General features: G+C 53.3%; 28 protein-coding genes and 1 tRNA gene. 11 read left to right on the forward strand and 18 right to left on the reverse strand.

Annotated features, from left to right (window positions below):
- Positions 1–2 precede the first annotated feature (2 nt).
- The 5 genes from E3E37_RS02330 to E3E37_RS02350 form a co-directional block, all read right to left on the reverse strand.
- A complete protein-coding gene (locus E3E37_RS02330; RefSeq protein ID WP_014788046.1) occupies positions 3–287 on the reverse strand; it encodes a DUF4040 domain-containing protein in 285 nt (94 codons plus the stop codon).
- On the reverse strand, positions 284–703 hold the full coding sequence (gene mnhG / locus E3E37_RS02335) for a monovalent cation/H(+) antiporter subunit G (protein WP_167714595.1): 420 nt from the start codon (positions 701–703) through the stop codon (positions 284–286). The genes E3E37_RS02330 and mnhG overlap by 4 nt, the downstream gene beginning before the upstream one ends.
- Complete coding sequence (locus E3E37_RS02340) at positions 700–954, reverse strand: monovalent cation/H+ antiporter complex subunit F (RefSeq protein ID WP_088864442.1); 255 nt, start codon at positions 952–954, stop codon at positions 700–702. Before E3E37_RS02340 ends, mnhG begins: the two co-directional genes overlap by 4 nt.
- Positions 951–1,457: a Na+/H+ antiporter subunit E gene (locus E3E37_RS02345; RefSeq protein WP_088864443.1), complete on the reverse strand. Its 507-nt coding sequence runs from the start codon at positions 1,455–1,457 to the stop codon at positions 951–953. Before E3E37_RS02345 ends, E3E37_RS02340 begins: the two co-directional genes overlap by 4 nt.
- A gap of 265 nt (positions 1,458–1,722) precedes the next feature.
- Positions 1,723–2,223, reverse strand: a complete 501-nt coding sequence (locus E3E37_RS02350) for a hypothetical protein (RefSeq protein WP_012571457.1) — start codon at positions 2,221–2,223, stop codon at positions 1,723–1,725.
- A 187-nt stretch (positions 2,224–2,410) separates the two neighbouring features.
- Here E3E37_RS02350 and E3E37_RS02355 point away from each other — a divergent pair, with 187 nt between their 5' ends.
- Both E3E37_RS02355 and E3E37_RS02360 read left to right on the forward strand, forming a co-directional pair.
- On the forward strand, positions 2,411–3,670 hold the full coding sequence (locus E3E37_RS02355; RefSeq protein WP_167714596.1) for a radical SAM protein: 1,260 nt from the start codon (positions 2,411–2,413) through the stop codon (positions 3,668–3,670).
- A gap of 157 nt (positions 3,671–3,827) precedes the next feature.
- On the forward strand, positions 3,828–4,421 hold the full coding sequence (locus E3E37_RS02360) for a hypothetical protein (protein ID WP_167714597.1): 594 nt from the start codon (positions 3,828–3,830) through the stop codon (positions 4,419–4,421).
- Here E3E37_RS02360 and wecB read toward each other — a convergent pair.
- A complete protein-coding gene (wecB, locus tag E3E37_RS02365) occupies positions 4,418–5,551 on the reverse strand; it encodes a non-hydrolyzing UDP-N-acetylglucosamine 2-epimerase (RefSeq protein WP_167714598.1) in 1,134 nt (377 codons plus the stop codon). The two genes, E3E37_RS02360 and wecB, sit on opposite strands and share 4 nt — an antisense overlap.
- Entirely contained in the window at positions 5,548–6,834 is a 1,287-nt protein-coding gene (locus E3E37_RS02370) for a UDP-N-acetyl-D-mannosamine dehydrogenase (protein ID WP_167715307.1), read from the reverse strand. The genes wecB and E3E37_RS02370 overlap by 4 nt, the downstream gene beginning before the upstream one ends.
- 284 nt (positions 6,835–7,118) lie before the next feature.
- Between E3E37_RS02370 and E3E37_RS02375 the strand changes: the two genes are divergently transcribed.
- Positions 7,119–8,252 carry a DUF354 domain-containing protein gene (locus E3E37_RS02375; protein ID WP_167714599.1) on the forward strand — a complete coding sequence of 378 codons (1,134 nt, stop codon included), beginning with the start codon at positions 7,119–7,121 and terminating at the stop codon, positions 8,250–8,252.
- Here E3E37_RS02375 and E3E37_RS02380 read toward each other — a convergent pair.
- Both E3E37_RS02380 and E3E37_RS02385 read right to left on the reverse strand, forming a co-directional pair.
- Complete coding sequence (locus E3E37_RS02380) at positions 8,184–8,753, reverse strand: stage II sporulation protein M (protein ID WP_240921888.1); 570 nt, start codon at positions 8,751–8,753, stop codon at positions 8,184–8,186. The genes E3E37_RS02375 and E3E37_RS02380 overlap by 69 nt on opposite strands.
- Before the next feature lie 11 nt (positions 8,754–8,764).
- Positions 8,765–9,043, reverse strand: coding sequence for a lipoate protein ligase C-terminal domain-containing protein (locus E3E37_RS02385; protein ID WP_167715311.1), 279 nt, complete (start codon positions 9,041–9,043; stop codon positions 8,765–8,767).
- Between the two features lie 69 nt (positions 9,044–9,112).
- On the opposite strand from E3E37_RS02385, the gene E3E37_RS02390 reads away from it, so the two are divergent.
- Positions 9,113–11,041, forward strand: coding sequence for an arginine--tRNA ligase (locus E3E37_RS02390; protein ID WP_167715312.1), 1,929 nt, complete (start codon positions 9,113–9,115; stop codon positions 11,039–11,041).
- Between the two features lie 115 nt (positions 11,042–11,156).
- Positions 11,157–12,038 carry a dihydrodipicolinate synthase family protein gene (locus E3E37_RS02395; protein ID WP_167714600.1) on the forward strand — a complete coding sequence of 294 codons (882 nt, stop codon included), beginning with the start codon at positions 11,157–11,159 and terminating at the stop codon, positions 12,036–12,038.
- Here the strand turns inward: E3E37_RS02395 and E3E37_RS02400 are convergent.
- The 6 genes from E3E37_RS02400 to E3E37_RS02425 form a co-directional block, all read right to left on the reverse strand.
- Positions 12,019–13,383 (reverse strand): ATP-binding protein, encoded by a 1,365-nt coding sequence (locus E3E37_RS02400; RefSeq protein ID WP_371731665.1) that lies wholly within the window; start codon positions 13,381–13,383, stop codon positions 12,019–12,021. The two genes, E3E37_RS02395 and E3E37_RS02400, sit on opposite strands and share 20 nt — an antisense overlap.
- A 159-nt stretch (positions 13,384–13,542) precedes the next feature.
- Positions 13,543–14,790 carry a peptide chain release factor aRF-1 gene (gene prf1, locus E3E37_RS02405; protein ID WP_088865762.1) on the reverse strand — a complete coding sequence of 416 codons (1,248 nt, stop codon included), beginning with the start codon at positions 14,788–14,790 and terminating at the stop codon, positions 13,543–13,545.
- 75 nt (positions 14,791–14,865) lie between these two features.
- Complete coding sequence (locus tag E3E37_RS02410; protein ID WP_088864453.1) at positions 14,866–15,102, reverse strand: pro-sigmaK processing inhibitor BofA family protein; 237 nt, start codon at positions 15,100–15,102, stop codon at positions 14,866–14,868.
- Positions 15,103–15,194: 92 nt separating this feature from the next.
- A complete protein-coding gene (locus E3E37_RS02415; protein WP_167715316.1) occupies positions 15,195–15,758 on the reverse strand; it encodes a hypothetical protein in 564 nt (187 codons plus the stop codon).
- Between the two features lie 52 nt (positions 15,759–15,810).
- A complete protein-coding gene (locus E3E37_RS02420) occupies positions 15,811–15,999 on the reverse strand; it encodes a hypothetical protein (RefSeq protein ID WP_167714601.1) in 189 nt (62 codons plus the stop codon).
- A gap of 89 nt (positions 16,000–16,088) precedes the next feature.
- Positions 16,089–16,265, reverse strand: coding sequence for a class III signal peptide-containing protein (locus tag E3E37_RS02425; RefSeq protein ID WP_167714602.1), 177 nt, complete (start codon positions 16,263–16,265; stop codon positions 16,089–16,091).
- A 258-nt stretch (positions 16,266–16,523) separates the two neighbouring features.
- On the opposite strand from E3E37_RS02425, the gene E3E37_RS02430 reads away from it, so the two are divergent.
- Positions 16,524–16,949 (forward strand): hypothetical protein, encoded by a 426-nt coding sequence (locus E3E37_RS02430; protein ID WP_088864457.1) that lies wholly within the window; start codon positions 16,524–16,526, stop codon positions 16,947–16,949.
- On the opposite strand, the gene E3E37_RS02435 is transcribed toward E3E37_RS02430, so the two are convergent.
- The 3 genes from E3E37_RS02435 to E3E37_RS02445 are packed head-to-tail and all read right to left on the reverse strand — an operon-like array spanning position 16,939 to position 19,793.
- Complete coding sequence (locus E3E37_RS02435; protein ID WP_167714603.1) at positions 16,939–18,189, reverse strand: site-2 protease family protein; 1,251 nt, start codon at positions 18,187–18,189, stop codon at positions 16,939–16,941. The genes E3E37_RS02430 and E3E37_RS02435 overlap by 11 nt on opposite strands.
- A 41-nt stretch (positions 18,190–18,230) precedes the next feature.
- Positions 18,231–18,623, reverse strand: a complete 393-nt coding sequence (locus tag E3E37_RS02440) for a DUF126 domain-containing protein (RefSeq protein ID WP_167714604.1) — start codon at positions 18,621–18,623, stop codon at positions 18,231–18,233.
- Positions 18,624–18,632: 9 nt separating this feature from the next.
- A complete protein-coding gene (locus tag E3E37_RS02445; RefSeq protein ID WP_167714605.1) occupies positions 18,633–19,793 on the reverse strand; it encodes an aconitase X catalytic domain-containing protein in 1,161 nt (386 codons plus the stop codon).
- A gap of 144 nt (positions 19,794–19,937) precedes the next feature.
- On the opposite strand from E3E37_RS02445, the gene E3E37_RS02450 reads away from it, so the two are divergent.
- The 5 genes from E3E37_RS02450 to E3E37_RS02470 all read left to right on the forward strand — a co-directional run bounded on the left by E3E37_RS02450 (position 19,938) and on the right by E3E37_RS02470 (position 22,835).
- The gene (locus tag E3E37_RS02450) at positions 19,938–20,381 is read left to right on the forward strand and encodes a hypothetical protein (protein WP_167714606.1); all 444 of its coding nucleotides are present in this window, start codon (positions 19,938–19,940) and stop codon (positions 20,379–20,381) included.
- Positions 20,382–20,388: 7 nt separating this feature from the next.
- Positions 20,389–21,102: a hypothetical protein gene (locus E3E37_RS02455; protein WP_167714607.1), complete on the forward strand. Its 714-nt coding sequence runs from the start codon at positions 20,389–20,391 to the stop codon at positions 21,100–21,102.
- Positions 21,103–21,211: 109 nt separating this feature from the next.
- A tRNA-Met gene (locus tag E3E37_RS02460) sits at positions 21,212–21,289 on the forward strand.
- A gap of 108 nt (positions 21,290–21,397) precedes the next feature.
- Positions 21,398–22,411, forward strand: coding sequence for an LAGLIDADG family homing endonuclease (locus E3E37_RS02465; protein WP_167714608.1), 1,014 nt, complete (start codon positions 21,398–21,400; stop codon positions 22,409–22,411).
- Positions 22,380–22,835 carry a 30S ribosomal protein S15 gene (locus tag E3E37_RS02470; protein ID WP_088864464.1) on the forward strand — a complete coding sequence of 152 codons (456 nt, stop codon included), beginning with the start codon at positions 22,380–22,382 and terminating at the stop codon, positions 22,833–22,835. The genes E3E37_RS02465 and E3E37_RS02470 overlap by 32 nt, the downstream gene beginning before the upstream one ends.
- Positions 22,836–22,853 lie beyond the last annotated feature (18 nt).

Consider the following 22,853-nt stretch of genomic DNA (forward strand, 5'->3'; position numbering starts at 1 on the left):
TTTTACCACCTCACCCACCAGCCGGGCTTCTCCTCCTCTTCGGTCTCAAAGCGCTGGGTTCTCTTGATGGCAAAGATGAATATCGCACCGCTGAGTGCTGCGCCTATGGCCGCCTCCGTCATCGCAACATCCGGTGCCTGCAGCATGAAGAACAGCAGTGAGGCGAACAGGCTTACCGCGGCCATTCCAACGGCAGCCGCCAGGAGGTCCCTCCACTCCACCGCGAGAACCGCGGATATTATCATGATGCCCACTATGATGTACTCAATGCAGGTTATGCAGTTCATTCCTCACCACCCTCCTCGGCGGGTGTTTCTTCGGCTCCCTCGGGAGCCTCAACTTTCTCCTTCTCCTTGGCTTCCAGGTGCTCCCTGTACCTGTCAACAACGCTGCCCTCCCAGAGGGGTATGCCGCTCTTGTAGGCCGCCCTTATGAGCGCGTGGGCGCTTATCGGGTTGGTGAGCAGCAGAAAGACTGCTATGACCACCGTCTTTGTGAGCCAGGGAATGCTTCCAAAGTCCGTGCCGAGGGCCCAGATTCCTACGCCCACCAGGACACCGAGTGAACCGAGCGTGGCGCTCTTGGTCGATGTCTGCATCCTGTTGTAGACGTCGGGCATTCTTATGAGGCCCAGTGCCGACAGGAAGTAGAAGAAAGTTCCCAGCAGTACGAGGATTTCCCCGATGGCTGCGAGCGCGTTCATAGGCCTCCCTCCAGGTAGCGCGCGAATGCTATGACTCCACCGAAGGCTAGTATGGCGTAAACCAGCGCAACGTCGAGGAATATCATCCTCTGGTAGTAGAGCGCGAAGAGAACCATGAGTCCCGTGGTTATCGTGGTCATGATGTCGACGGCAACGAGCCTGTCAACGGTGGTCGGTCCTCTGAATACCCTGTACATGCTGAGCAGCGTTGCTATGGCTATAAGAGCGAGATAAATGTTTATCCCTATCATCCGAAGATCACCTTCAGGAACTTTTCAAAGGGCTGGGTTATGTTCTTGGAGGCGCCTTCGACAGAATCATCCTTGACGTCTATCCAGTGGATGAAGTACTTGTCCCCATCCACGTCGAGGGTTATGGTTCCTGGAGTTAGGGTGATGGAGTTAGCTAGGCTGAGCTTCCCAACGTCACTTTCGAGAACGGTCTTGCACTCAACTATTCCCGGGTTTATGGGTCTCTTGGGATGCAGAACCCTGTATGCGACGTCGAGGTTTGCCATTATCATCGCCCACAGGAAGTAGGGGATGTACGCTATGGCATATGCTATCCTCTTTGGACTGAGGTTTGCGAGGCCGTTCGTTGTGAATATCTCGTAGGTGAAGGCACCGACGATGAGTGACAGTAGCAGGCCGATTTCCAGTTCCTGTGGGTCCAAACTGGCCGTTAGAAACAGCCATATCAGGAACAGTACGATAACCGTGTACAGGTAGCGGCTTATCCTGCTTGCTTCTCCCATTCGACAACCCTCCGCAGGTTGATGGAAGTGCTCCCAATAGAGTTAAGCGAAGCTAATTTTTGGTTTTAAACAATGACTTATAAACCTTACCTGCGAAGAACAAAGGTTTAAAACGTTTGGTTAAAATAGGGGCATCAGACTTGTTCTCTGATGTTAGAAAGGGTTCCTCATGGCGCATAACTTGAGAGGAGTCACGAAGTTCCCAAATCTGTTCCCGGGATTCATGGAAAAATTGACAAAAATTTCAGTCAAAATGGGGAATCCGTTAGTAGATGGATATCCTCTTGACACCCTCCAGTTTGGAGAGTTCGTTGATTAGGTCGCCCGGGATAGGCTTTTCGGTGATTATCGTGAGCGTTGCCTCGGGGTAAAGTTCGGGGTCTTCGGCAACGACCTGGATGATGTTTATATCCCTCTCGGCTATCTTCTGGGCGATCTTGGCGAGGATCCCTATAGCCCGGGGTTCTGGTTCGATCTCGATGACACCGTAGCCGACGTGCCTGCCGACGTACTTCATGTGAACGGTTGGCTCGAGGTTTGTGTATATCTCCTTCAGCTCGGGTATCTTGAGTATCATCCCGACTGTTTCCTTCACAACGCGCCGGTCAACGTCAAGGGCCTTCGCAATCTTGGTGTACGGAACCTCTATGTCGCCGGCCTTAATCTTCATGTCATCTGAGACCCTGAGACCGTACTTGAGAAGCGTCTTGGCTATCTGCTTCCTAACGGGATACTCGTCAAAGTAATGCTCAATCTTTCCCCACATTCCCTATCACCCACACTAGTCCATCACTAGACTGTTTAATTCAATAATATTAAAATGTTTCCATGTTCGCATGATGGCAAAAGGCCTCTCCTTAAAAACCTTTGGGCCTAATGCCGGGAATCCGCCACCAAGGAGCGGATGTTTTATCCATCGGCGGATTTTTAAAACCTCCGCGAAACCCGCAAATATGATCGAGGTAAGGCTCCCCCACACCCGTTTTGAGGACATCGGTGAGAGAGTAAGGCTGGTGTGGCGCGAGACGCTCTACGCTGACTTTGAGAAGGATGAGCTCGTGAGGGTTATTAAAAGGAAATACCGCGTGAGACCCGAGATAACCGCGAAGAACGGAGCCTTGGTCATAGACACGGACTATCCAGATGTTGAGAAGTACGTTGCAATCTACGTCCAGAACAACCTCGGCGCACTTTTGAGGAACCGCTACACCGGGAGGAAGGTCCTCTACATCCACGAGGGCATGGAAATCCCGCTCCTCGGTTACAACGCCTTCGGTTTGATAGACAGGGGGACGAACCTCATACAGATCCGCGGTGTCAGCGGGTGTAATTTAAGCTGCATCTTCTGCTCCGTCGATGAAGGGCCCTACTCGAGGACGAGGAAGCTCGACTACGTGGTTGACATAGACTACCTGATGAAGTGGTTCGACGAGGTGGCGAGGATAAAGGGGAGGGGGCTTGAGGCTCATCTCGATGGCCAGGGTGAACCACTCCTCTACCCTTTCCGTGTCGAGCTCGTCCAGGCCCTCCGAGAGCACCCTAACGTCTCCGTTATCTCGATGCAGAGCAACGGAACTCTTCTCAACGACAGGCTTGTCGAGGAGCTCGCCGAGGCCGGTCTCGACAGGGTGAACCTCTCTCTTCACTCCCTCGATTCGGAAAAGGCCAAGATGCTCATGGGGATGAAGAGCTACGACCTCGAGCACGTCCTCGATATGGCGGAAGCTTTAGTCAACGCTGGGATAGACGTCCTCATCGCCCCGGTAATAATCTTCGGGATAAACGACGACGAGGCCGAGGCCTTCATCGAGTTTGCACGGAAAATCGGCGCCGGGAAGCGCTGGCCGGCCCTCGGCTTCCAGAACTACATCCCCTACAAGTTCGGCAGGAACCCGACGATAGCAAAGCTCGTCCCCTTCAAGGAATTCTACGCCTGGCTCAGGAAGCTGGAGGAAAAAACGGGGATGAGGCCCCTCGTCCTGAGGCCGAAGCACTTCGGCATGGAGAAGCGAGAGTTCATTCCGCTCGCCTTCCGGCCCGGGGAAATAGTCAGGGCGGAGGTCGTCCTCCCCGGGAGGATAAAGGGTGAAATGCTGGCGAAAGCTAGGAACAGGCTCATCGAGGTCATAAATACGGACGCCGAGATAGGAGACAGAATCCGGGTGAGGATAGTCAGGACGAGGCACGGTATTTACATCGGCACGCCTGTCTGATAGCTTGCCTTTATCATATGAATCATGCGAGAACCGGGCCGCTGTCTCCATCCCATAACCACTTCAATGTCGAATTCACTAATTTTTTGGACATCGTTCAAATTTAACTCCAAAAAGTTTAAATTCCGGTATGGTGTTATGTTACTGGGGGGGAGGAATGGGAAAAGTGCACCTTGCCGGTATAGTCGTGATAATCCTGGTTCTTGCGTTCTACTTCGGCGATTTTGCCCTGGCAAAGTCCGAAACACATTCAACCGCCCGGGTTGGAGCATTGAAGAACGCCAACGCGACCTTCTATACTGGCTTCTGCGTTTATCCTGACTCTCCATTTGGAAAACTCGTGGCCGGTGAGCTGATGTCCAAGGGATACAGGGTTCTTCTCCTTTCGGCCCCCGTTGAGTGCGACGGTCAATTCTTAGCCGTGTGGGTTGAGTGGTCCAACGTCAGCTATTTCCCCGTGTTTGCGCGGGGTGAGGTAAGGGTCGTCGCGATATACTCAAGCGCCGGCGATCCCTCTCACTACCTCAGGTACAGGAACGCCACCAATAAGAAAAGGGCGCTGATAGAGTTCTTGAACACCACGGAACCACAGGTTCAGGCGTACATTCTGGCGGACATCTCCGACGAATCGGTGGGAATTATAAGCGTCAGGGGTTATCACAACTACCTCCTGAAACAAGCGGCCGAAGTTATAGCCGGCCAGGTTCAAGACCTCGAACTGGAGGGGAAGAGGGAGAAAAGCTCTGATTAAATGAACCTTGAGCTCTTCACCTTTAGTTTTCCCTCTTTGTAAAGTCCCAGCAGTATGTCGGCTATCCTCTCCCCAGATTTTCCATCGCCGAATGGGTTCGGCGCGCTCGCCATTCTCCTGTAGAACTCCTCGTCGTCCATGAGCTTCCTCAAATAACCTATCGCCCTTTCCTTTTCGAGACCGACTAGGATGTTGCCACCGGCCTCAATCGTTTCCGGCCTTTCCGTGTTGTAGCGGAGGGTTAAGCAGGGCACGTTGAGGATTATCGCCTCCTCCTGTATTCCACCGGAGTCCGTCATTATCGCAAAGGCGTTCTTCTCCAGCCTGAGGAAGTCGAGGTAGCCGAGGGGTTTGGTTACAATCAGGTTTTCGGCCGAGCTTACCCTCTCCCACAGGCCGAACTCCTTCAGCCTGTTCCTCGTGCGAGGGTGCATGGGATAAATTCCGGTCATCGGCAGGCTCTCGAAGATTTTCACCAGCTTAGCCAGGTTCTCCCTGCTGTCTGTGTTCTCGGCCCTGTGGGCTGTTATCAGAACGTACTCCCTTGGCCTCAGGCCGAACCTTTCCAGGACGTCGCTCTTGCTCTCGGCCAGCTCAGCGTTCTGAAGAACCGCATCAACGACGGTGTTGCCGACGACGTAGACGTTCTCCGCTATGCCCTCGCGTTCAAGGTTCTTTCTGGCCTCCTCGGTCGGCGCGAAGAGAACCTCGCTCGCGTGATCCGCTAAAACCCTGTTTATCTCCTCCGGCATCGTCCTGTCAAAGCTCCTCAGACCCGCTTCAACGTGAGCCACAGGTATCTTCAGCTTGACGCTTGCCAGGGCTCCGGCCAGAACCGTGTTGGTGTCTCCCTGGACAATGGTTACATCTGGCCTTTCTTCCATCAGAACCCGCTCGATCTTTATCATCGCCGTCCCGGTCTGCTCCGCCTGTGTTCCGGAGCCGACCTCCAGGTGGTGGTCTATCTCGGGAAGCCCGAGCTCCTCAAGGAAGACCCTGCTCATCTCATAGTCGTAGTGCTGCCCCGTGTGCACGAGGAGCGGTTTAACCTCTCTCTCCTCAAACGCCCTTATGAGGGGGGCGAGCTTTATTATCTCCGGCCGCGTTCCAAAGACGAAGGCGGGCTTCAATACTCTCCCCTCCCAACACCCCTGAAGACGAATCCGCGGGGCGGTTTCTCCACGACGTGCCTGCCGTCTATCAGAATCCTGCTTCTCATGAGCTTTCCGAGTTTCTCCCAGTCGAGAGACTTGAAGGCTGTGTGGTCGGTCGCTATGACGACCGCGTCGGCTCCATTAAGAGCGTCTTCAACGCTTCCCGCGCTCCCCCCGACGAAGGGGTCGTAGGTTCTCACCTCCGCGACGTCACCCTCGATGGCCCCTATGAAGGCCAGGGCGGGGGAATTCCTTGTGTCGTCGCTGTCGCCCTTGTAGGCCAGACCGAGAACCGCCACTACAGCGTCCTCCGGTGGAACGTTGAGTTCCCTAAGGGCCGAGAAGAGCAAATCCTTGGTGAAGAGGGGCATCGAGTCGTTTATCTCCCTTGCAAGCCTTATCAGCCCGAAGTCCTCCTTCGCCGGCCAGAGGAGAAGGTGGGGGTCCTTCGGAAGGCAGTGGCCGCCGACGCCTATGCCGGGTGAGTGTATCCTGACTCTCGGGTGGGTGTTGGCCAGCTCTATCGCCTCAAAGACGTCTATCCCATACTGGTGGGCGAGGAAGGCGAATTCGTTCGCCAAGGCTATGTTGACGTCGCGGAAGGTGTTCTCCATGAGCTTGACGACTTCACTAACGGTGGAGCTGGTCTTGAAGGTCTGCCCCTTGACGAAGGAGCGGTAGAGGCTTTCGGCAAGCTCGGCACTTTCGGGGGTTATCCCGCCGAAGATGCGTGAGTTGTAGACGAGCTCCTTAAATATCCTCCCCGGCATCACCCTCTCCGGGGCGTGAACCATGTGGAAGTCCCTTCCAGCCTTGAAGCCCGTTAGCTCCTCTATGAGCGTTGCCATCTTAACTGTGGTGAGCGGTGGAACGGTGCTTTCGATTATTATGAGGGAACCTTTTTTCATCGTGTTGGCAACCGTCTTGACGGCGCCCTCTAGGTATGAGAGGTCAGGAGTCTTGTCGTCCTTTAAAGGCGTCTGCACGCAGATTATATAGGCATCCTTGCCCCTGATGTCTTCCGGGTCAGATGTTGCTCTCAGGTTGCCGTTTTCAATGGCCCTTTTAAGGAGGCTGTCTATCTTCGGTTCGACGATGTGAGCCTTCCCGGAGTTTATCTTTTCAACGACCTCCTTTCTAATCTCGTATCCGGTGACTCTAAAACCTGCGTTGGCGAACATTATCGCAGTTGGAAGACCTATGTAACCCAGACCTATCACGGCTATCTCTACACTTCTGTTTTCTATCCTGTCCAGCATGCTTTCCACCCACTACCCGTAACTCCGTCCCTGAATAAAAGCCTTTTCCAAAAAACGATTTCCGGCCGGATTTCCCTCATCTGCCTGACTTTGACCTCTCTCGGCCCCTCCAACGTTTTTCTTCCCGCAGGATATCGTGTGCTTTTCTCAATTTCACCGAAAGAAAGCGTTTTAAACGTTCCTTGGCCTTAAAACGGCATGACAAAACTTTGAAAAGAACGCTTCACAATCGTTTTTGGGAAAGCCTTATATTGAACAGAGTTGTCCAGTAATTGGGTGGTAAAATGAAAGTATGGATTGACATCACGAACGCCCCTCACGTTCACTTCTTCAAAGGTGTAATAAGGGAGCTTGAGAAGGCTGGACATGAGGTTCTGGTCACGACCCGTGAGTTCGACGGGCTCACCGGAATCCTCGACATGTTGGGATTTGACTATTATGTTGTGGGAAAGCACGGCGGTGCCACCCTTGAAGGCAAACTCCTGGCGGGTACCGAGAGGATGTACAAGCTGTCCAAGCTCATAATTGAGGAAAAACCCGACCTGGCCCTTTACAAACACTCTGCTGAAGCTCCAAGGGTTGCCTTCGGCCTCCAGATACCCTCGGTAGGTTTTGTTGATAACGAAACGGCCGTTGCCCAGAACAAGCTGATACTCCCCTACACCACACTCCTTCTCTACCCAACAGCCATTGACGCCTACGAACTCCTCAGATGTGGTGCCGACCCAAATGGGATGCGCCCAGTTAAGGGCTTTTCAGAGCTGGCCCATCTCTACGGCTTCATTCCAGACAGGAAGGTTTTGAAGGAGCTGGGTCTAAGGCGCGGGGAGTACATAGTCATGCGCACTGAGCCGATAAAGGCCAACTACTTCAACGGGCCTCCGAGGAGCGTTCTTGAGGACGTTATTCCGCTCCTCCCGGATGTCCCTATAGTACTTTTCCCAAGAACAGAGGAGCAGAGGAGACGTTTTGAACACTTTGAAAATGTGCTGATGCCTGAAAAGCCGGTTGACAGTCTCAGCCTGCTATACTACGCTAAACTCATGATAGGTGCCGGTGGAACAATGAACAGGGAAGCCATAGCCCTCGGAACCCCTACGATCTCCACCTACCCCGGAAGATTGCTGGCAGTCACCAAGTGGCTCGTGGAGAAGGGTGTGAAGTTCCACTCAACCGACCCGGTGAAGGTCGCCATGATGGCGGAGCGCATGATGGAGATGAACGGTAGCTACCGGACCTACATACGGAGCGTCGTGAGCGGTTTCGAGAATCCAATGGATGTAATCCTGCGCGAGATAGAGACCTACGAGGAGTTCGGAACGTTCATGACGACGAAGGTGGAGGAGACTTCAGACCCCGGCAACGCGCGGGGTTATGTAGGCCTCAATGAAGGCCGCAACAAGGAGGAGCAGAACTGAGACCACAAATAGTTTCAGGGCTTTTTCCGCCCCTTTCCTGAACCTTTCTCCAGTTTCACCTTCTCCCCTAACTATCTCACGGTACCAGACTATCCCGGAGACTCCCGCGAGTGCTATCGCAGGTATCTCAATAACCCCGTGGGGTATCAGACCGAGGATTATCTGAGAAAAGGAGAGTTCGCCGTTTTCTTGAACCGCTCTGACAACGAGACCGACCATGAAGCCGTTGAAGGCCATTATGAGCCAGGGGCCTATGCCAAAGAAAAGGCCTGAGAGTAACATGAAGAGTGCCACCATGGAGTTGTTGGTGAATATCTTAACGAAGTTCTCAAAGCTGGAGTCGGAGATCGGCCCTATCTGTTCGGCGAGTCTCTTAAGGGCCTCCATCGCGGCGCTGGGATTTCCAACCGCGAAGGCATACCCGATAAAAGATGCCGCAAGGAAAACCATAATGAGATATCCGAAGGTTTTTCCGGGAACCTCCACATCAACTTTGAGCAATGGGGCCCACCTCACTCTCTGAGGGCGTTCTTCAGGGCTATCTTGAAGTCCTCAACGTTGACGTAGGGCATCTCCACGTCCATCCTCACCGCAAAGAACTCGTCCATCACCCTCTCCAGTTCGTCAAGTCTGTGTCCTTCGAGCTCTCTTTCGAGTTCCTGGACGGTCTCTTCGGGGTGTATGAAGAAGTCTCCGGTAATCTTAACGTGCTCGGCTATTCCATCCCTCTCATCGAATTCTATCCTTATCAGACCCTTCTTGGCCTTGTGCTCTCCAACGTGGTGCTTCATACCCATCCCCAAAGTAAATCCGTCGGAGAACTTTTTAAAGGTTGGGTATAAGTGGTTGCGGTGGTGGGAATGGGATACTCTCAGGTTAAGGATAAGATCAGGCTCATCCTCCGGGAAACTCTGAAGGAAATGCTTGAAGAAGAAGGAAAGGAATGGGAAGGCGAGATAACCTTTGACGACACTCCCAGTATAGAGCTCGGTGATTTTGCAACGACGGTTTCCTTTCAGCTTGCCAGGGTTTTCAGGAAGGCTCCAAGGCTCATCGCTGAGGACATAGTTGAGCGGCTGAGGGAGAGGCTTCCCGACGAGATCGCGGATGTCAGGGCTGTGAATGGCTACATAAACTTCTACCTGAACTACGACGTCTTTGGAAGGGACCTCGTTCGCGAGATTCTTGAGACCGGGGAGGCCTACGGCGAAAGCGACCTTGGAAACGGAAAGAAGGTCATTGTGGAGCACACGTCAGTCAATCCAACCAAGCCCCTCCACATGGGGCACGCGAGGAACGCGGTCCTCGGTGACACGATGGCGAGGATCATGAGGAAGCTTGGCTACACCGTTGAGGTTCAGAACTACATCGACGACCTCGGCGTCCAGTTCGCGCAGGTTCTCTGGGGCTACCTCAACATGAAGGAGGAGTTCGAGAGGATCGAGGCCGAGCTGAGGGAGAAAAACCTGAAGGAGGACTTCATAGACCACGTTATGGGGCTCCTCTACGTCGAGGTGAACAGGAGGCTTGAAGAGAATCCAGAGGTCGATAAAGAGGTTCGCGAGCTTATGAAGAAGCTTGAGGAAGGCGACAACGAGATAGCAGAAATCGGGAGGAAGCTGGCCGAGCGCGTGGTTAAAGCTCAAATGCTCACCACCTACCGCATGGGCATAGCCTACGACCTGCTCAGCTGGGAGAGCGACATAATGAGGAGCGGAATATTCGGGGAAGCCTACGGGCTCATAGAGGCCAACGAGAACTTCTTCTGGGCCACGGAGGGGAAATACAGGGGAGCCTTCGTGATGGACCTCAGAAAGCTCTTCCCCGACATGAAGAACCCCTTCCTCGTCCTCAGGAGGAGCGACGGGACCGCCACCTACACCGGCAAGGACATAGCGTATCACCTCTGGAAGTTCGGCAAGGTAAAGGCCGATATGCTCTACAGGCCCTGGGACAAAATCGGAAACCACGAGACGTGGACGACCGCGCCGGACGGAGAGGAGATGCCGGGTAAGTTCGGCAGGGGGGACATCGTCATAAACGTCATCGGGGCGGAGCAGAGGCACCCGCAGATGGCGATAAAGTACGCCCTCCAGCTCCTCGGCTTTGAGGATGCCGCCGGGAACTTCCACCACCTCGCTTACGAGCACGTTGTGAGGGAAGAGGGCAAGTTCTCGGGAAGGAAGGGAACCTGGGTCGGCTTCACCGTCGATGAGGTCCTCAACGAGGCCGTGCAGAGGGCGAGGGAGCTCGTCGAGGAGAAGAACCCAGGCCTGAGCGAGGGGGAGAAGGAGGAGATAGCTGAAGCGGTTGGAGTAGGCGCGGTTCGCTTCAACCTCGTCAAGTACAGCCCCGACAAGGTGATAACCTTCCGCTGGGACGACGTGCTGAACTTCGAGGGGGAGAGCGCGCCCTACATACAGTACGCCCACGCGCGCTGCGCCTCTATACTCAGGAAGGCGGACGAGAGTGGTTTCAACGTCGAGTGGAAATCCCTGCTCGAAAAGGCCGACTTCTCAAGGCTCACCAACAGGGAGAAGGAACTCATAAAGCTCCTCGCCAAGTTCCCAGAGGTCATAGAGAGCGCCGGCAGGGACATCAAGCCCCATCTGATTCCGGCTTACCTCAACGAGCTGGCCTCGCTCTTCAACAAGTTCTACATGGACCACCCGGTGCTTAAAGCCGCAGAAGGAATCAGGGAGGAGCGCCTGTTGCTCGTTTTGGCTGTCAAGCAGGTTCTCAGGAACGGGCTTGAGTTGCTCGGCATAGAGGCGCCGGAGAAGATGTGATTCAGCGTTTCTAATTTTATTTTGTATCGCCCCCGATACCAGGTATCGGTGCCGGTACTTAGAAACTTCCCGGAACCCTAAAATACCTTCTGCCCCAAACATTTCCGGTGGTCTCATGCGCGGTGTTATAGTACCCCTGGTGACGCCCTTCAACGAGGACTACTCCATCGACGTTTCAGCTCTTGAGGAGCATCTTGAGTTCCTCCAGAAGGTCGGTGTTCACGGGATATTCATCAACGCGACAACCGGTGAGTTCACGAGCCTCAGCATCGAGGAGAGAAAGTTTCTGGCCGAGAGGGGCAGGGAGCTCGTCAATGCTTCCTTCTACCTCGTGGGCACGGCATCTTCCAGCACCTCGGAGGTCGTGGAGCTCACAAGGCACGCCCAGGATATTGGAGCTGACTACGCCGTCATAGCGCCCCCTTACTACTGCCCGCTGAATGATGATGCTCTCTTTGCACACTACTCGACGGTGGCCGAGAAAACGGACATCCCGATCATCCTCTACAACATCCCGTCCTGTGCCAACCCCCTGAGCGTTCCCCTGATCAAACGCCTGGCTCTGGAATATTCGAACATCGCAGGGGTCAAGGAGACGATTGACAGCGTTAACCACGTCCGGGACGTAATCCTTGATGTAAAGGGCGAAAGGGAGGACTTCAGGGTATTCACAGGCCTCGACCAGCACTTTCTCAACACGCTCGTTCTGGGCGGGGACGGGGGGATAATGGCCTGTGCCAACTTCGCTCCGGAGGTTCACCTTGCCCTCTGGAAGGCCTTCCAGGAAAAGCGCTTTGAGGAGGCTTTCCAGCACGCGAGAAAGCTTGCGAGGCTCTCGAAGGTTTACGACATTGCCTCATCCTTCGGTTCCGCGATAAAGCTCGCCATGTCGCTCAGGGGATTCTCGATAAAACCCGTCCTCAGGCCTCCGTACGTGATGGACGGCGAGGACGTGAAGGAGGAAATAAGGAAACTCCTCACCGGGGTGCTGGGCTGATTCCGTCTCCCTCTACGAGAGTCCTGAGATCCTCTAGGTCGAGCATCCCGTCGGTCTTATCCTCTATTTTCCTTGCCACCAGGAGAAACCTTTTTTCTCCATCGAACCTGTCCGCCTTTCTTCTGAGGCCCTCCAGTATCCTCTTGGCTTCCTTTCCGCTCAGCTTTTTCCACTTGACCTCCACGAACAGAAACCCCCCATCCAGCTCGGCTATGGCATCTATCTCCTCACCCTTGTGCCACCACCGGTGAACGCTCCTCTGGCCGAAATCGATGATTCTGAGGGACAGCATCTCCCTAACGAGCCTCTCAAACATCATCCCGTAGTAGGCGTTGATGTCCCGCTCAATCCTCTCCCACACCTCCTCGACGTGTCCCAGCTCAAGGTCTGAGAGGTTGGGATAGACGTAGCGGAACCAGAAGGCGAAGAAGTTGTCCCTTATGAAGTACCTCCCCCGCTTCCTCCTGCCATAGGGCAGTTCATAACCAACCATGTCAAGTCTCTGGAGGATATCCAGATATCTGGACAGGTGACTCCTTTCCAATCCCGTGTAGCCTGAGAGCTCACCGAGGGTCTCGTACCCGAGGGCGAGGCCCTTGAGGACGAGCTTGTATGTTCTCGGCTCCCTGAACTCCTCTCGCAGGAGGAACTCCGGCTCCTCGTAGAGAATCTCCCCTTTGCGGAGAACGAGCTCTCTTATGGCCTCCTCCGTCGTCTTTGTCCCCACGAACTCCAGGTAGAACGGAACGCCCCCGAAGACCAGGTACGTCTTCACAAGGTCCTCAAAGTCCTTCCCCGGAAGCATCCTGGCCGCGGCTCTGATGTCAAAGGGGGAGACCTTCCACTGTCCAGTTCTTCTGCCGTAGAGTGGACTTTTGTACTCCAGAATTCTCTCCATCATCCCCACCGAGGAGCCACAGAGGATTACGAAAATTCCCGTATCCTTCAACCCCTCATCCCATGCCTTTTGCATCTTGCTCAAGACGCCGCTTTCAAGCATCGTGAGGTACTGGAACTCATCAATGACGAGGGCCACCCTTTTCCTTCCAACCTCCCTGCCGAAGTTGAGGAGGAGCCTCGTGAACTCGCGGATGTCCGTGAAGTAGTCCCTGCCTGTGAAACGCGCGAGGGCCCTGCCGAGATCCCTGATGTTTTCGGCCATTGAGTCCGCCGTGGCTAGATGATACACGCCCGGCTTCCCTTCGAGGAACCGTTTAATCAGGGCCGTTTTCCCCACGCGCCTTCTTCCGTAAAGGATTATGAGCTGGGCCCCAGGCTCGTTCCATTTTCTTTCTAGGAACTCCAGCTCGCGCTCCCTGTCAACGAACAATGAACCCACCAACACAAAATTGTGCACACAGATTATAATAATTTCGGTGTATCATTGTCAAGTTCCGTTCGGAGGAGAGGATACAATGGAGAATGTGAGCGGTTGGAAGCCGGCGTGGAATGGAGTATCTGACCTCCGAGCCTGTAACGTAGAATAAGAAACGGGAAGGGAATTTCAGTGAATCTTGTACCTCAGGAACGCCCCAAGGCCGCCAAAGGCCTTGTAGAACTGCTGGCCCTCGTCCGTGTCGAGGGAAATGATTTCCACGTTCGAGCCGGCCTCCTCGGCCATCTTTATGAACTCCTCCGCGACGTCCCACTTCTCAAAGGTTATGTTCTGGCTGCCGCACTTGGGGCAATGGGTGAGCTTCTTCCTGTAGACGTGGAACTCCTGCTCGCTCATCGTCTTCTCCTCGCTCCAGCCGCAGTTGTTGCACTTGGCCCTAACGCGAACCTTGTCGTAGCCCTCGCTGATGAGGAGCGTGTCCACGGCGCCGAGTTCGAGCGCCTGCCTGACCTCCTTTTCACCGTAGGTTATCATCCCCGTGTCCTTGACGAGGTGCCTGAAGAAGTTCTGTATGAGGTGCCTCTCCTTCACCGCCTCGTGGTCCTTGAGTATGTCGCTGGCCTTCTCGACGAGCTCCCTCAAGCCGTACTCGCCGTGGTAGCTGATGTCAACGACGCCTATTACCTTCTTTCTGAGCTCGTGGTGGAGGTAGTCGCCCTCGACGAACTCTTCCTTGGTCGGCCCCGGGCCGCCGATGATTATTCCCCTCAGCTCGCCCTTCTCCAGGAGCGGGAGGAAGGCCTTGTTGGCGTGCTCGCCAATCCTTTTCATAAACTCGTGGGTCTCCTGCTCGCGGATCCTCTCGTAACGCCTCGCGGACTGACCACCAGCCCTCGTCTTTCCGGGGACGTTTGAAGTCAGCTCGTCTATGACCTCAATGCGCTTTCCGCGGAGTAGTCCGATGGTCGCCTCGTTTTTCTCCACCGTTATCAGGCCGTAGGCGTCTTTAACACGGAGCATCTCCTCAAGTGGCTCGGTTATAAAAGTCTGGTCACATCGATAGAGCCTGACCTTCAGCGGCTCAGGGGGAACTATCGCCCAGAGCCTGATGTCGCTTACACCTTCCTGCTCGCTGACGTTCCCGACGAAGAGAGCGAGACCGTTCTCGGGCGTCTTCCGGTAGAGCTTGAGGTGCTGCATGGCCCTTTCAAGGGCTCCGAGGACGTTCTTTCGGGTCGATTTGCTCTTGATGTTCTGAGCCGTCCCGTACTCTTCTCTAAGCTGCTGCATGACCTTGTTTATGTCGTAACCCGCGGGGATGTACAGGCTGACCAGCTCGGTAGCTCGACCTCGATAACTCTTCAGCTCCTCGACCTTCTTTTTGAGCTCGTACATTTCAGCGGACTTGTGAGACATGAGCATCACTCTCCGAGAATTCTCTCCCGCACGAAGAAAAACGTGGGGAATTTATAAAAGTTTAGGAAGAAACGGCTAGAACCAGTAGGCTATTATGAGTGCTATGACGCCGAGTATTCCGCCTATGGCGACCACCAGGATGTTCAGTGCCGTCAGTGGCACGTCGGATATCCCTATCCAGTTTGTGAACCACAGTATTATCAGACCGATTATTGCATTGGCCACTAGGTACTTGATTATGCCAAAGCCGACCTTGACCACCAGCATGATGGCCAGGAAGAGGAAAAACAGCAGCAGCAACTCTTCAAGCATGGTATCACCTGGAGTAGTTAATACTGAACCATCCTTATTAACCTTTCGCAGAAACTGAAACGAAAGCAAAAACAAATCAATAGAATTTCAACTCATGAAAGTTTTTCGAGGGTCTCCTTTGCTATTTCCCCCAGTGGGATCCACTTTTTGCCTTCGAAGGGAAGTATAACTTTATCCTGCACGTTGACGAGCTCTTCGACCTCTTGCCTCAGCTCAGAGAGGCCCAGCTCTCCCACCACCATCAGCAGGAAGCCCTTCTGATCCTTGGTGCCCTCGGTCAGACCCCTTCGTATGACGTCTACCATCCAGCCCCTATGCTTTGAGGTTATCTCCGGAAACCCGGTCACTATCTTGTAGGATAGCATCATGGCGTTTTCACGCACGTAGGGGTTCTTTCGCTCCATCAGCCTCATCAGCTTCCTGAAGAACGCCTCAGAGAGGTAGGGTTTGGCCGCCGATGGGCTGGTATCCAGAACGTTGGTGAGTATCAGTAGCGTGTCCCCGACTATCCCAGGATTCGGGTCGTCGAGGAGTTCAAGGAGACTGTTAAAGGCTTTCCTGTCTTTTACTGCCATCGCGACTATCTCATCAAAACGCTCCTCTTCTATGAGCTTTTTTATTTTGCTCTTCTTTGAACCGAAGGAGAGGAATCCCATGTCCATCACCTGGAATAAAGCTGAAAATGACATCCTAAAAAGGTTTACCTTGTCACCTAGTTGTGTTACTCAGGTTCTGAAGGTTTTTGGATATATTTTCTCCCGTATCACTCATTTGAGCTCCCGCCCATCTAGCGAGTCCTTTGATTCCTATTAACTTATAAATTATTATAGCGGCTATTAACATTCCTACTGCAAACATCAGTATGTATTCCATAGATGCCTGGGCGTTTCTATCCATTATTGGTCACCCCATAGACTGTAATGCTCAAAATGAGATCCTTACCGTGAATTTAAAAGGTTAAAAAGTAAAATTAGAATGGAAGCAACTCAACTAGTGCTACTTAGGTTTGTAAGGTTGCTCTCTAATGCACTTGAGGTATTTTTGATGGTTTCTGTAGCAGTGCTCGTCCTACCCTGGAGCTGCCTGACCACAATCAGGATTATTATCAGGGCGGCAGCAATCATAAACAGGTACTCGATGGCACCTTGGGCTTTCCTCTTCATGTTATCCACCTCCGAAGGATTACTTCATGTATTAATGCACTGAAAAAGCTTATATAGCTTTCTCCTCAAATTTAAGTTAAATCTCCCCAATACTGCAGAAAGCCCAGAGGTGGTCGTGTGGAATTAGTGGCAGTACAATCGGAGTCCGTCAATATTGAGGATTGTGTGAAGGATGTTGTAGCAAAGTCAAAGAATCTGCTATCTAATCGTGGAGGTATTATATATTCCTCAAAAATCCACCTTACCTTCGGAGCTTTCATGAATCTTACGGTAACCCTTCTGCTCGATCCCCAGGGTAACGCACGGAAGGGGGTTCTGGCCGATTATTCTCCTGGAAAGCACAAAGAGGATGCCATTCAAAAAGCGCTGGAGAAGCTCAACCGGGCCCTTCCAAGAGACGCTAAAATCGTCGATTTCGAGGTTGGAACTTATACAACACCCGTCACCAGGCGAACATATGCGGTTGCGGTTCTTGTTTACAACGCACCCCTTGAACCCAAAGCCTTTGATGAGTACACCATAAAGGAGCGGAGGGAGCTACTTGCCAAGGTTCTCAGGGACTTCAACTACAACCCCAAGGTTCTCAACATATCGGAGATAGCCAGGATGTTCGGCGTTTCGAGGGACTCCATATACTACGACATCGAACAGATACTCAAGGAGAGAAAGGGAATCAACCGCTGACCCACATCGGTCTCGGCGTTGCGGAGATTATGAATATTATCACCGCAATGACGGCCAGGAGAAGCCTCTTTCTTGACACTGGGGAGACCTCGTCAAGTGCCCCAGGATTCCCAACGGAGCCCATCAGGAGAACCAGCATTCCCCAGATGAGCCAACCAACCCAGAGGAAGCTCATGCCTATGAGAACTAGACCAACGACCATCGTGAGGTACCTGTGGGCCTTCTCCCCGAGGAATGAGCGGGCTATATGTCCCCCGTCGAGCTGGGCCGCCGGGATGAGGTTGAGGAATGTCACCAGAATTCCAACCCATCCCGCGATGGCGACTGGATGAAGGAACACGACACTGTTCTCGGGGAACGTAACCACGTATTTCTCTATTAACATGAAGAACAGGTTCTCGCCGAAGACGATTCCCCCCTCGGTGGGCGGAACCAGGTTCTGGGGTATCGGCACCGAGAGCTTCAGCCCTATTATGCTCACTGGTATCGCTACCAGAAAACCGGCTATAGGGCCGCTGACGCCGAGGTCTATGGCGGCATTTCTCGTCGGCAACGGTGATTTGACCCTTATAACCGCTCCGAGGGTTCCCAGCATGCTGGGGAAGGGGATGAAGTAGGGCATCGTTGCCCTGACGCCGTGATAGGCCGCGGCGATCTTGTGACCCAGCTCATGGGTTCCGAGTATGGCCATCACACTTATGGAAAAAGCCACCGCGTTGACGTAGGGATTCCTTATCCCAGGGAGATTGTAGTAATCGAGGAGCTGGATGTAGAGGGATGAAAGGTAGTAGCCCGCGAATAGGGTTGTGAATATCGTGGCCACCAGAAAAATCCACGGGAGCCACCTGTTGTCCTCTTTTATTCTTTCGGCAGGAAAGACAAACAGCAGAATGTCCCCCCCGCGTTTTTTGAGAGCCGCCCAGTAGCCGAGCTCCTCCAGTTCGTTCAGAACCCTCTCAAAGTTCTTCTCCCTGATTGCATGAACCCTGAACACAAAAACTCTCCCATCTATTCTCTCAAGTTCCGCATCGTAGAATTCCATAACTTTTCTCTCAACTGCCTCCGGGAGGAAGGTAACATCCTGATTAATCGGGAGCGTTAATTCCTCCGGTTCGGTCTGGAATTCCACCAGAACCATGTCCCCACCGCACTCGGGGCAGGCCCTCTCGATTAGGGGTTCCGTGGAGTCAACGACCTCCCTGTGTCCGCAGTTGATGCACTCGTAGACTCCCTTCGGCATTTTGGCTCCCTTGAAAGGAATTGATGGGGAGCTTAAAAAGGCTATTCCTCAATTTCGACCAGTCCCTCATCGGCGTTAACGGTGGCCCTCTTTCCGCTCCTGAGCTTTGAGACGTCTATCCCGTCCACCATTGGAATTCCGGCTATTATTGCCCCGGTCGCGACTATCGTCTCCGCTTCCCCGACCAGAATTGCCTTCGGCGCCTTACCGTTCTTTTTAAGAGCGTAGATGACGTAGGAACCAACTGTGGAGCCCTTCCCCCGTGGAAACGCCAGTATCTTGCCCGCGATACTCTGCCCCCTGATGTCGCTCTCGGCGTCCGTCACTATCCCGGTTTCGGGGTCGACACCGCCGAGGAACGATAGGGGCTTTCTGGAGACTATCAGCTCGCCCTCTGCCTTTCCTCCGACTATCTTCCTTCCCCTGAGCTTCATGTTCCCACCTCACGGTGCCTCCCGTATTAGGCTCTCGGCATCGTCGAGCCTCACCTTAAAGCCGAAGGAGCGGAAGTAGAAGGCGCTCTTACCGCTGTTGGTGGCCACACCCCCGTACCATCCCTTGATTGGCGACACGACGAAGCAAACGTCCGGGATAATGCGACCGTTGTAGCGCTCTATCGTTTCGGTGTATCCGAGTGCGTCGGCCAGAGCCTTAACGGCCCTGCTCGCGGTGATGAAGAGCGGTATCTTCAGGGGCCTTCCGCGCATCCTCAGCAGCTCGGCAATCTCCTTTATCTCGGCCAAGGAGGCGTGTGGACAGCCGATGAGGAGCATGTCAATCTCGCTCCAGTCGTCGGAAAAAGCCTCCCTCACCGTCCGTACGTCACTCTCTTCTACGGTTATCGTTTCAAGCCTGTCGTCAATGGCCCGGTGGTACTCGGGCGTTTCGCCTTCAACGTGGTAGAGGGCTATCGAGCCGCTCGCGGCCATAGCCGCGCCGAGCTCCTTGAGGTACTCCACGTTAGAGGGTTTGAGCCCTCTGAGATAGGGGACGTCGTTGCCGAGGGCCTTACCGAGGTGGTAGCCGAGCGCCGAGTAGTCCACGAAGGTCTCCACCTTTGCATCAACCTCGACGACCACCGTTGCTTTCCTGTTCTCGTCGAGATGGAGGCCGTAGTTGGGGGTTTTGCCCACTATCGCGGCGGCCAGGCTTGAGGGGCCGCCCTCGCGGTTGGTTCTCGCTCCGAGTATGGAATTCGCGAAGCTTACAGCTGAACTCTCGCTCCAGGCAAGGTGATCACCGAACTTCGGAAGGTTCGCGCCGTAATAGGGGGTGCAGGTGGATGTGGTTTCAATTCCCATTCTCCGGTAGAGTTCAAGAACCTGCGCCTGTTTCTCCATGAACTCGTCGTCTCCTATCCCCGCCGGGTTGAGCGTCGTGTAAACGGAGACCTTCGCGCCAGCATCGGCGAAATCCCTCAAGAACTCGATTCCAGCATCGCCGATGTTCTTGTAGGAGACACCGGCAATCTGGGCGCTTTTAATGGGAATGAGCCTGTCCGCACCGTAGATTTCACCGAGGGCGACCAGTATCTCCATGGCCTTCTGGAGTGCGTAGCCGTACTCCCCTGCGAGTATGAGCTCCTCCTCCTTCGTCAGGTACATCGTACCACCTATTCGGTTCAACGCTTAGCTGCTTATAAGGCCTTTCTTCTACCGATGAAAGTTATAGTAATAGCAGACATGTTCAGAAATTTTTATAGTATCTAAAGACAATAAGTAATGCCCAACTACCGGGAGGTGCCCAGGATGAGATTTAGTGTTAGAAAATTGGTAATTGTTTTATTTTTGGTTCTCTGTAGCATGCTGGCAACTCCAGCGGCGGCCTCCGACACCTACGACGTCGTGCTCTCGGACACCGGACCAACCTTCTACGCTACCAAAGGAGTAGGGGTGTGGCCCTTCATCCACACATTCAAAATGCAGGGCGAAGTGATATCGTACTCGACCTCTTGGTACTATGGCTCTGGATATTCACAGATATCTTTCCCCTTCCTGGGACTTTACTCCCTGGACTACGCCTACGTCCGCCTCACCAACAGCGCCGGCTTTTACAGGTCATGGACATACCACCAGGCCAGTTTTACCTGCAACTTCTACTACCCGTACCTCAGCGACGCCGATGGTGGACCAAGCTCCAGACTTACCATGAAGTGGCACTATGAATTCGTAGGAGATTTGGGCTCCTACTGAGGAGGTGATGAGAGTGAGGAGGTACCTCATCCCAATCTTTGTGCTGGTCCTTCTCGGGGGAATGCTTGGAGCAGCCTATGCCTTTTCACAGCCGCCTTCTCAGGAGGCACTTGCATCGGCAATAGGGAAGATGAACAGGTATCACTTCGTTCGTGAGATAGAGTTCAACCAGTACAAGGTCTACGTGGTTGGTAACGGGAATTCAAGGATTGTCAAGAAGGACTTTGCATACCATGGCAAAATTGTGACTACTGGTGCCGTTGACATGACCCAGGGCATTGTTACAGAGTCCGAGGAGTACTACATCAACGGTTCGTTGGTGATGCACGGCCAGATAACCGTCAACCTGATAACGGGAGAAGTTTCTGGCACCGTAACCCTCGCAGATGGAACCACAATGGACGTAAAGGAGCTCTGGAAAAAGTACTATGGGGTAGACAGCGAAACGGCTGTGAACATGATACAGGGAACCCTTCCAACACTGGCATTCAGGAATGCCGTTCTTAACTCCCGAGACCTCAAGAAGGTTAAGAGCTCAGTTTCCCTGTCCGACAGAATACTGATGGGACTGGGGCTCAAGGAGAAGCTCTTCGAGTACGAGTTTACCACAAAATCTGGCAAGACATGGCACGTATTCGTTGACTCCAATGGCGTTCCACGCAGATTTGAATTCAAAACGGAGGATTCAGAGATAGTAGTTCGCATAACCCCCGAGGGATAATATCTACAGGGTTACTTTTCCATTTATATTTTTGTTCTCTGGCTTCTTGCAGTTTCTAAGTCCCGCAAAATTTATAAACCCTGCACGGTTCACTAACTACGGGTCGTGCAGCGGGGTGGGGCAGCTAGGAGTGCCCGCCGGGCTCATAACCCGGAGGTCGGAGGTTCAAATCCTCCCCCCGCTACCATGTTCATTTCTGTGCGTTGGTGTCTTTGTTTGTACAGTAGTGACTGTGTGTATGCTCGGCGATGGGGTAAACTTTTTATTGTTGCGCGTGTTACGTTAATCGATAGTCATGAGAAAAATTAAAGATCTGGATGTAAATGAACTTCACAAGGTTGTTGAGAGGGTAAAGTTCCTGCGTTCTATGGGATGTTCCTATGGCAAAATAGTCGATATCATAGCCGATGAGTACCGGCTCAGACTTTCAAAGGCAACGGTGATCCGCTGGTGCAAGGGCACACACGACCCGTTCAACCGGATTAAACGCATCGTGACAGAACCTTCACCGGAACTTTCCTATGTAATCGGAGTTTATCTGGGCGATGGGAGTATTCACAGGAAATCCAATGGGAAGTATCTCATCAAGCTTAAGGTCATTGATGAAGAGTTCGCTAAGGCGTTTGCTGAGTCACTTCAACGGTTGGGAGTCAAAACAACTGTGGGTCTTGAAAGTGATTCGACCAGGGTGGATAGGTTCTATGTTGAAGGGAGCAACAAAACATTGTTTCAGCTTTTAAGCAGCTCAAAGGAGACCCTGTTCTCCCTGTCGGAGAGGTATCCGGTGCAGTTCCTTAGGGGGTTCTTTGATAGTGAGGGATTTCCAACTGTGAATGCCGGGAAAACGTTCGATGTTAAAGTCGGGGTCGTCAACTCAGACGTTCAGGTTCTGAAATTTGCCAAGAAACTCCTTAAAGAACTGGGGATTCGTTCACGGATGGTAAAGTTATACTCTAAAGGTCACGAATTCACGATTCGAGGAGAGGTGTACACCTCAAACGTTGATATGTTCGTCCTGTGGATTTCACGCTTTGGGGATGTGGTATCTTTTTATGAAAACGTTGGTTTTACGGCAACGAGGAAATCAGAAAAACTTCGGAGAGCTATAGAGCTGAAGGAAAGTTATCCTCCAGCAGAGGCTATCAGAAGGTGGCTAATCGAATACGAGAAGCGTGGACGGGGATACGTCAAGAGGGCAAACCTTTTTAAACCTCCCATCAATTCCCAACGCGAAGGGGCGGCTGGCGGGAGCTGGCCGTCACCGGGAGGTGTATGGTATGGCAAGGATACACGCGAGAAAGAGGGGTAAATCAGGTTCTAAGAGGCCTCCGAGGACCGCTCCGCCGACCTGGGTCGAGTACACGGCGGAGGAGGTCGAGGGGCTCGTTATCAAGCTCAGGAAGGAAGGTTACAGCGCGGCGATGATAGGAACGATACTCAGGGACCAGTACGGCATTCCGAGCGTCAAGCTCATCACTGGCAAGAAGATAACCAAGATTCTCGAAGAGAACGGCCTCGCGCCGCAGATTCCCGAGGACCTCATGGCCCTCATCAGGAAGGCGGTTAAGCTCAGGAAGCACCTTGAGCAGCACCCGAAGGACAAGCACTCCAGGAGAGGTCTCCAGCTCACCGAGAGCAAGATTCGCAGGCTCGTCAAGTACTACAGGAGAACCGGCAAGCTGCCGGCGAAGTGGCGCTACGATCCGGAGCAGGCCAAACTCCTGGTTCGCTGATTCCCTTTCCTTCTTATA

Origin of the sequence: Thermococcus sp. ES12 (genome assembly GCF_012027515.1) — an archaeon.
Taxonomy (GTDB): Archaea; Methanobacteriota_B; Thermococci; order Thermococcales; family Thermococcaceae; genus Thermococcus; species Thermococcus barossii.

Excerpts from the sequence above, each read along its gene's own strand:
- E3E37_RS02330 (WP_014788046.1), bottom strand. The coding sequence starts at position 287 with ATGAACTGCATAACCTGCATTGAGTACATCATAGTGGGCATCATGATA.
- mnhG (WP_167714595.1), bottom strand. The coding sequence starts at position 703 with ATGAACGCGCTCGCAGCCATCGGGGAAATCCTCGTACTGCTGGGAACT.
- E3E37_RS02340 (WP_088864442.1), bottom strand. The coding sequence starts at position 954 with ATGATAGGGATAAACATTTATCTCGCTCTTATAGCCATAGCAACGCTG.
- E3E37_RS02345 (WP_088864443.1), bottom strand. The coding sequence starts at position 1,457 with ATGGGAGAAGCAAGCAGGATAAGCCGCTACCTGTACACGGTTATCGTA.
- E3E37_RS02350 (WP_012571457.1), bottom strand. The coding sequence starts at position 2,223 with ATGTGGGGAAAGATTGAGCATTACTTTGACGAGTATCCCGTTAGGAAG.
- E3E37_RS02355 (WP_167714596.1), top strand. The coding sequence starts at position 2,411 with ATGATCGAGGTAAGGCTCCCCCACACCCGTTTTGAGGACATCGGTGAG.
- E3E37_RS02360 (WP_167714597.1), top strand. The coding sequence starts at position 3,828 with ATGGGAAAAGTGCACCTTGCCGGTATAGTCGTGATAATCCTGGTTCTT.
- E3E37_RS02370 (WP_167715307.1), bottom strand. The coding sequence starts at position 6,834 with ATGCTGGACAGGATAGAAAACAGAAGTGTAGAGATAGCCGTGATAGGT.
- E3E37_RS02375 (WP_167714599.1), top strand. The coding sequence starts at position 7,119 with ATGAAAGTATGGATTGACATCACGAACGCCCCTCACGTTCACTTCTTC.
- E3E37_RS02385 (WP_167715311.1), bottom strand. The coding sequence starts at position 9,043 with ATGAAGCACCACGTTGGAGAGCACAAGGCCAAGAAGGGTCTGATAAGG.
- E3E37_RS02390 (WP_167715312.1), top strand. The coding sequence starts at position 9,113 with ATGGGATACTCTCAGGTTAAGGATAAGATCAGGCTCATCCTCCGGGAA.
- E3E37_RS02395 (WP_167714600.1), top strand. The coding sequence starts at position 11,157 with ATGCGCGGTGTTATAGTACCCCTGGTGACGCCCTTCAACGAGGACTAC.
- prf1 (WP_088865762.1), bottom strand. The coding sequence starts at position 14,790 with ATGTCTCACAAGTCCGCTGAAATGTACGAGCTCAAAAAGAAGGTCGAG.
- E3E37_RS02410 (WP_088864453.1), bottom strand. The coding sequence starts at position 15,102 with ATGCTTGAAGAGTTGCTGCTGCTGTTTTTCCTCTTCCTGGCCATCATG.
- E3E37_RS02415 (WP_167715316.1), bottom strand. The coding sequence starts at position 15,758 with ATGGGATTCCTCTCCTTCGGTTCAAAGAAGAGCAAAATAAAAAAGCTC.
- E3E37_RS02420 (WP_167714601.1), bottom strand. The coding sequence starts at position 15,999 with ATGGATAGAAACGCCCAGGCATCTATGGAATACATACTGATGTTTGCA.
- E3E37_RS02425 (WP_167714602.1), bottom strand. The coding sequence starts at position 16,265 with ATGAAGAGGAAAGCCCAAGGTGCCATCGAGTACCTGTTTATGATTGCT.
- E3E37_RS02430 (WP_088864457.1), top strand. The coding sequence starts at position 16,524 with ATGAATCTTACGGTAACCCTTCTGCTCGATCCCCAGGGTAACGCACGG.
- E3E37_RS02435 (WP_167714603.1), bottom strand. The coding sequence starts at position 18,189 with ATGCCGAAGGGAGTCTACGAGTGCATCAACTGCGGACACAGGGAGGTC.
- E3E37_RS02440 (WP_167714604.1), bottom strand. The coding sequence starts at position 18,623 with ATGAAGCTCAGGGGAAGGAAGATAGTCGGAGGAAAGGCAGAGGGCGAG.
- E3E37_RS02445 (WP_167714605.1), bottom strand. The coding sequence starts at position 19,793 with ATGTACCTGACGAAGGAGGAGGAGCTCATACTCGCAGGGGAGTACGGC.
- E3E37_RS02450 (WP_167714606.1), top strand. The coding sequence starts at position 19,938 with ATGAGATTTAGTGTTAGAAAATTGGTAATTGTTTTATTTTTGGTTCTC.
- E3E37_RS02455 (WP_167714607.1), top strand. The coding sequence starts at position 20,389 with ATGAGAGTGAGGAGGTACCTCATCCCAATCTTTGTGCTGGTCCTTCTC.
- E3E37_RS02465 (WP_167714608.1), top strand. The coding sequence starts at position 21,398 with ATGAGAAAAATTAAAGATCTGGATGTAAATGAACTTCACAAGGTTGTT.
- E3E37_RS02470 (WP_088864464.1), top strand. The coding sequence starts at position 22,380 with ATGGCAAGGATACACGCGAGAAAGAGGGGTAAATCAGGTTCTAAGAGG.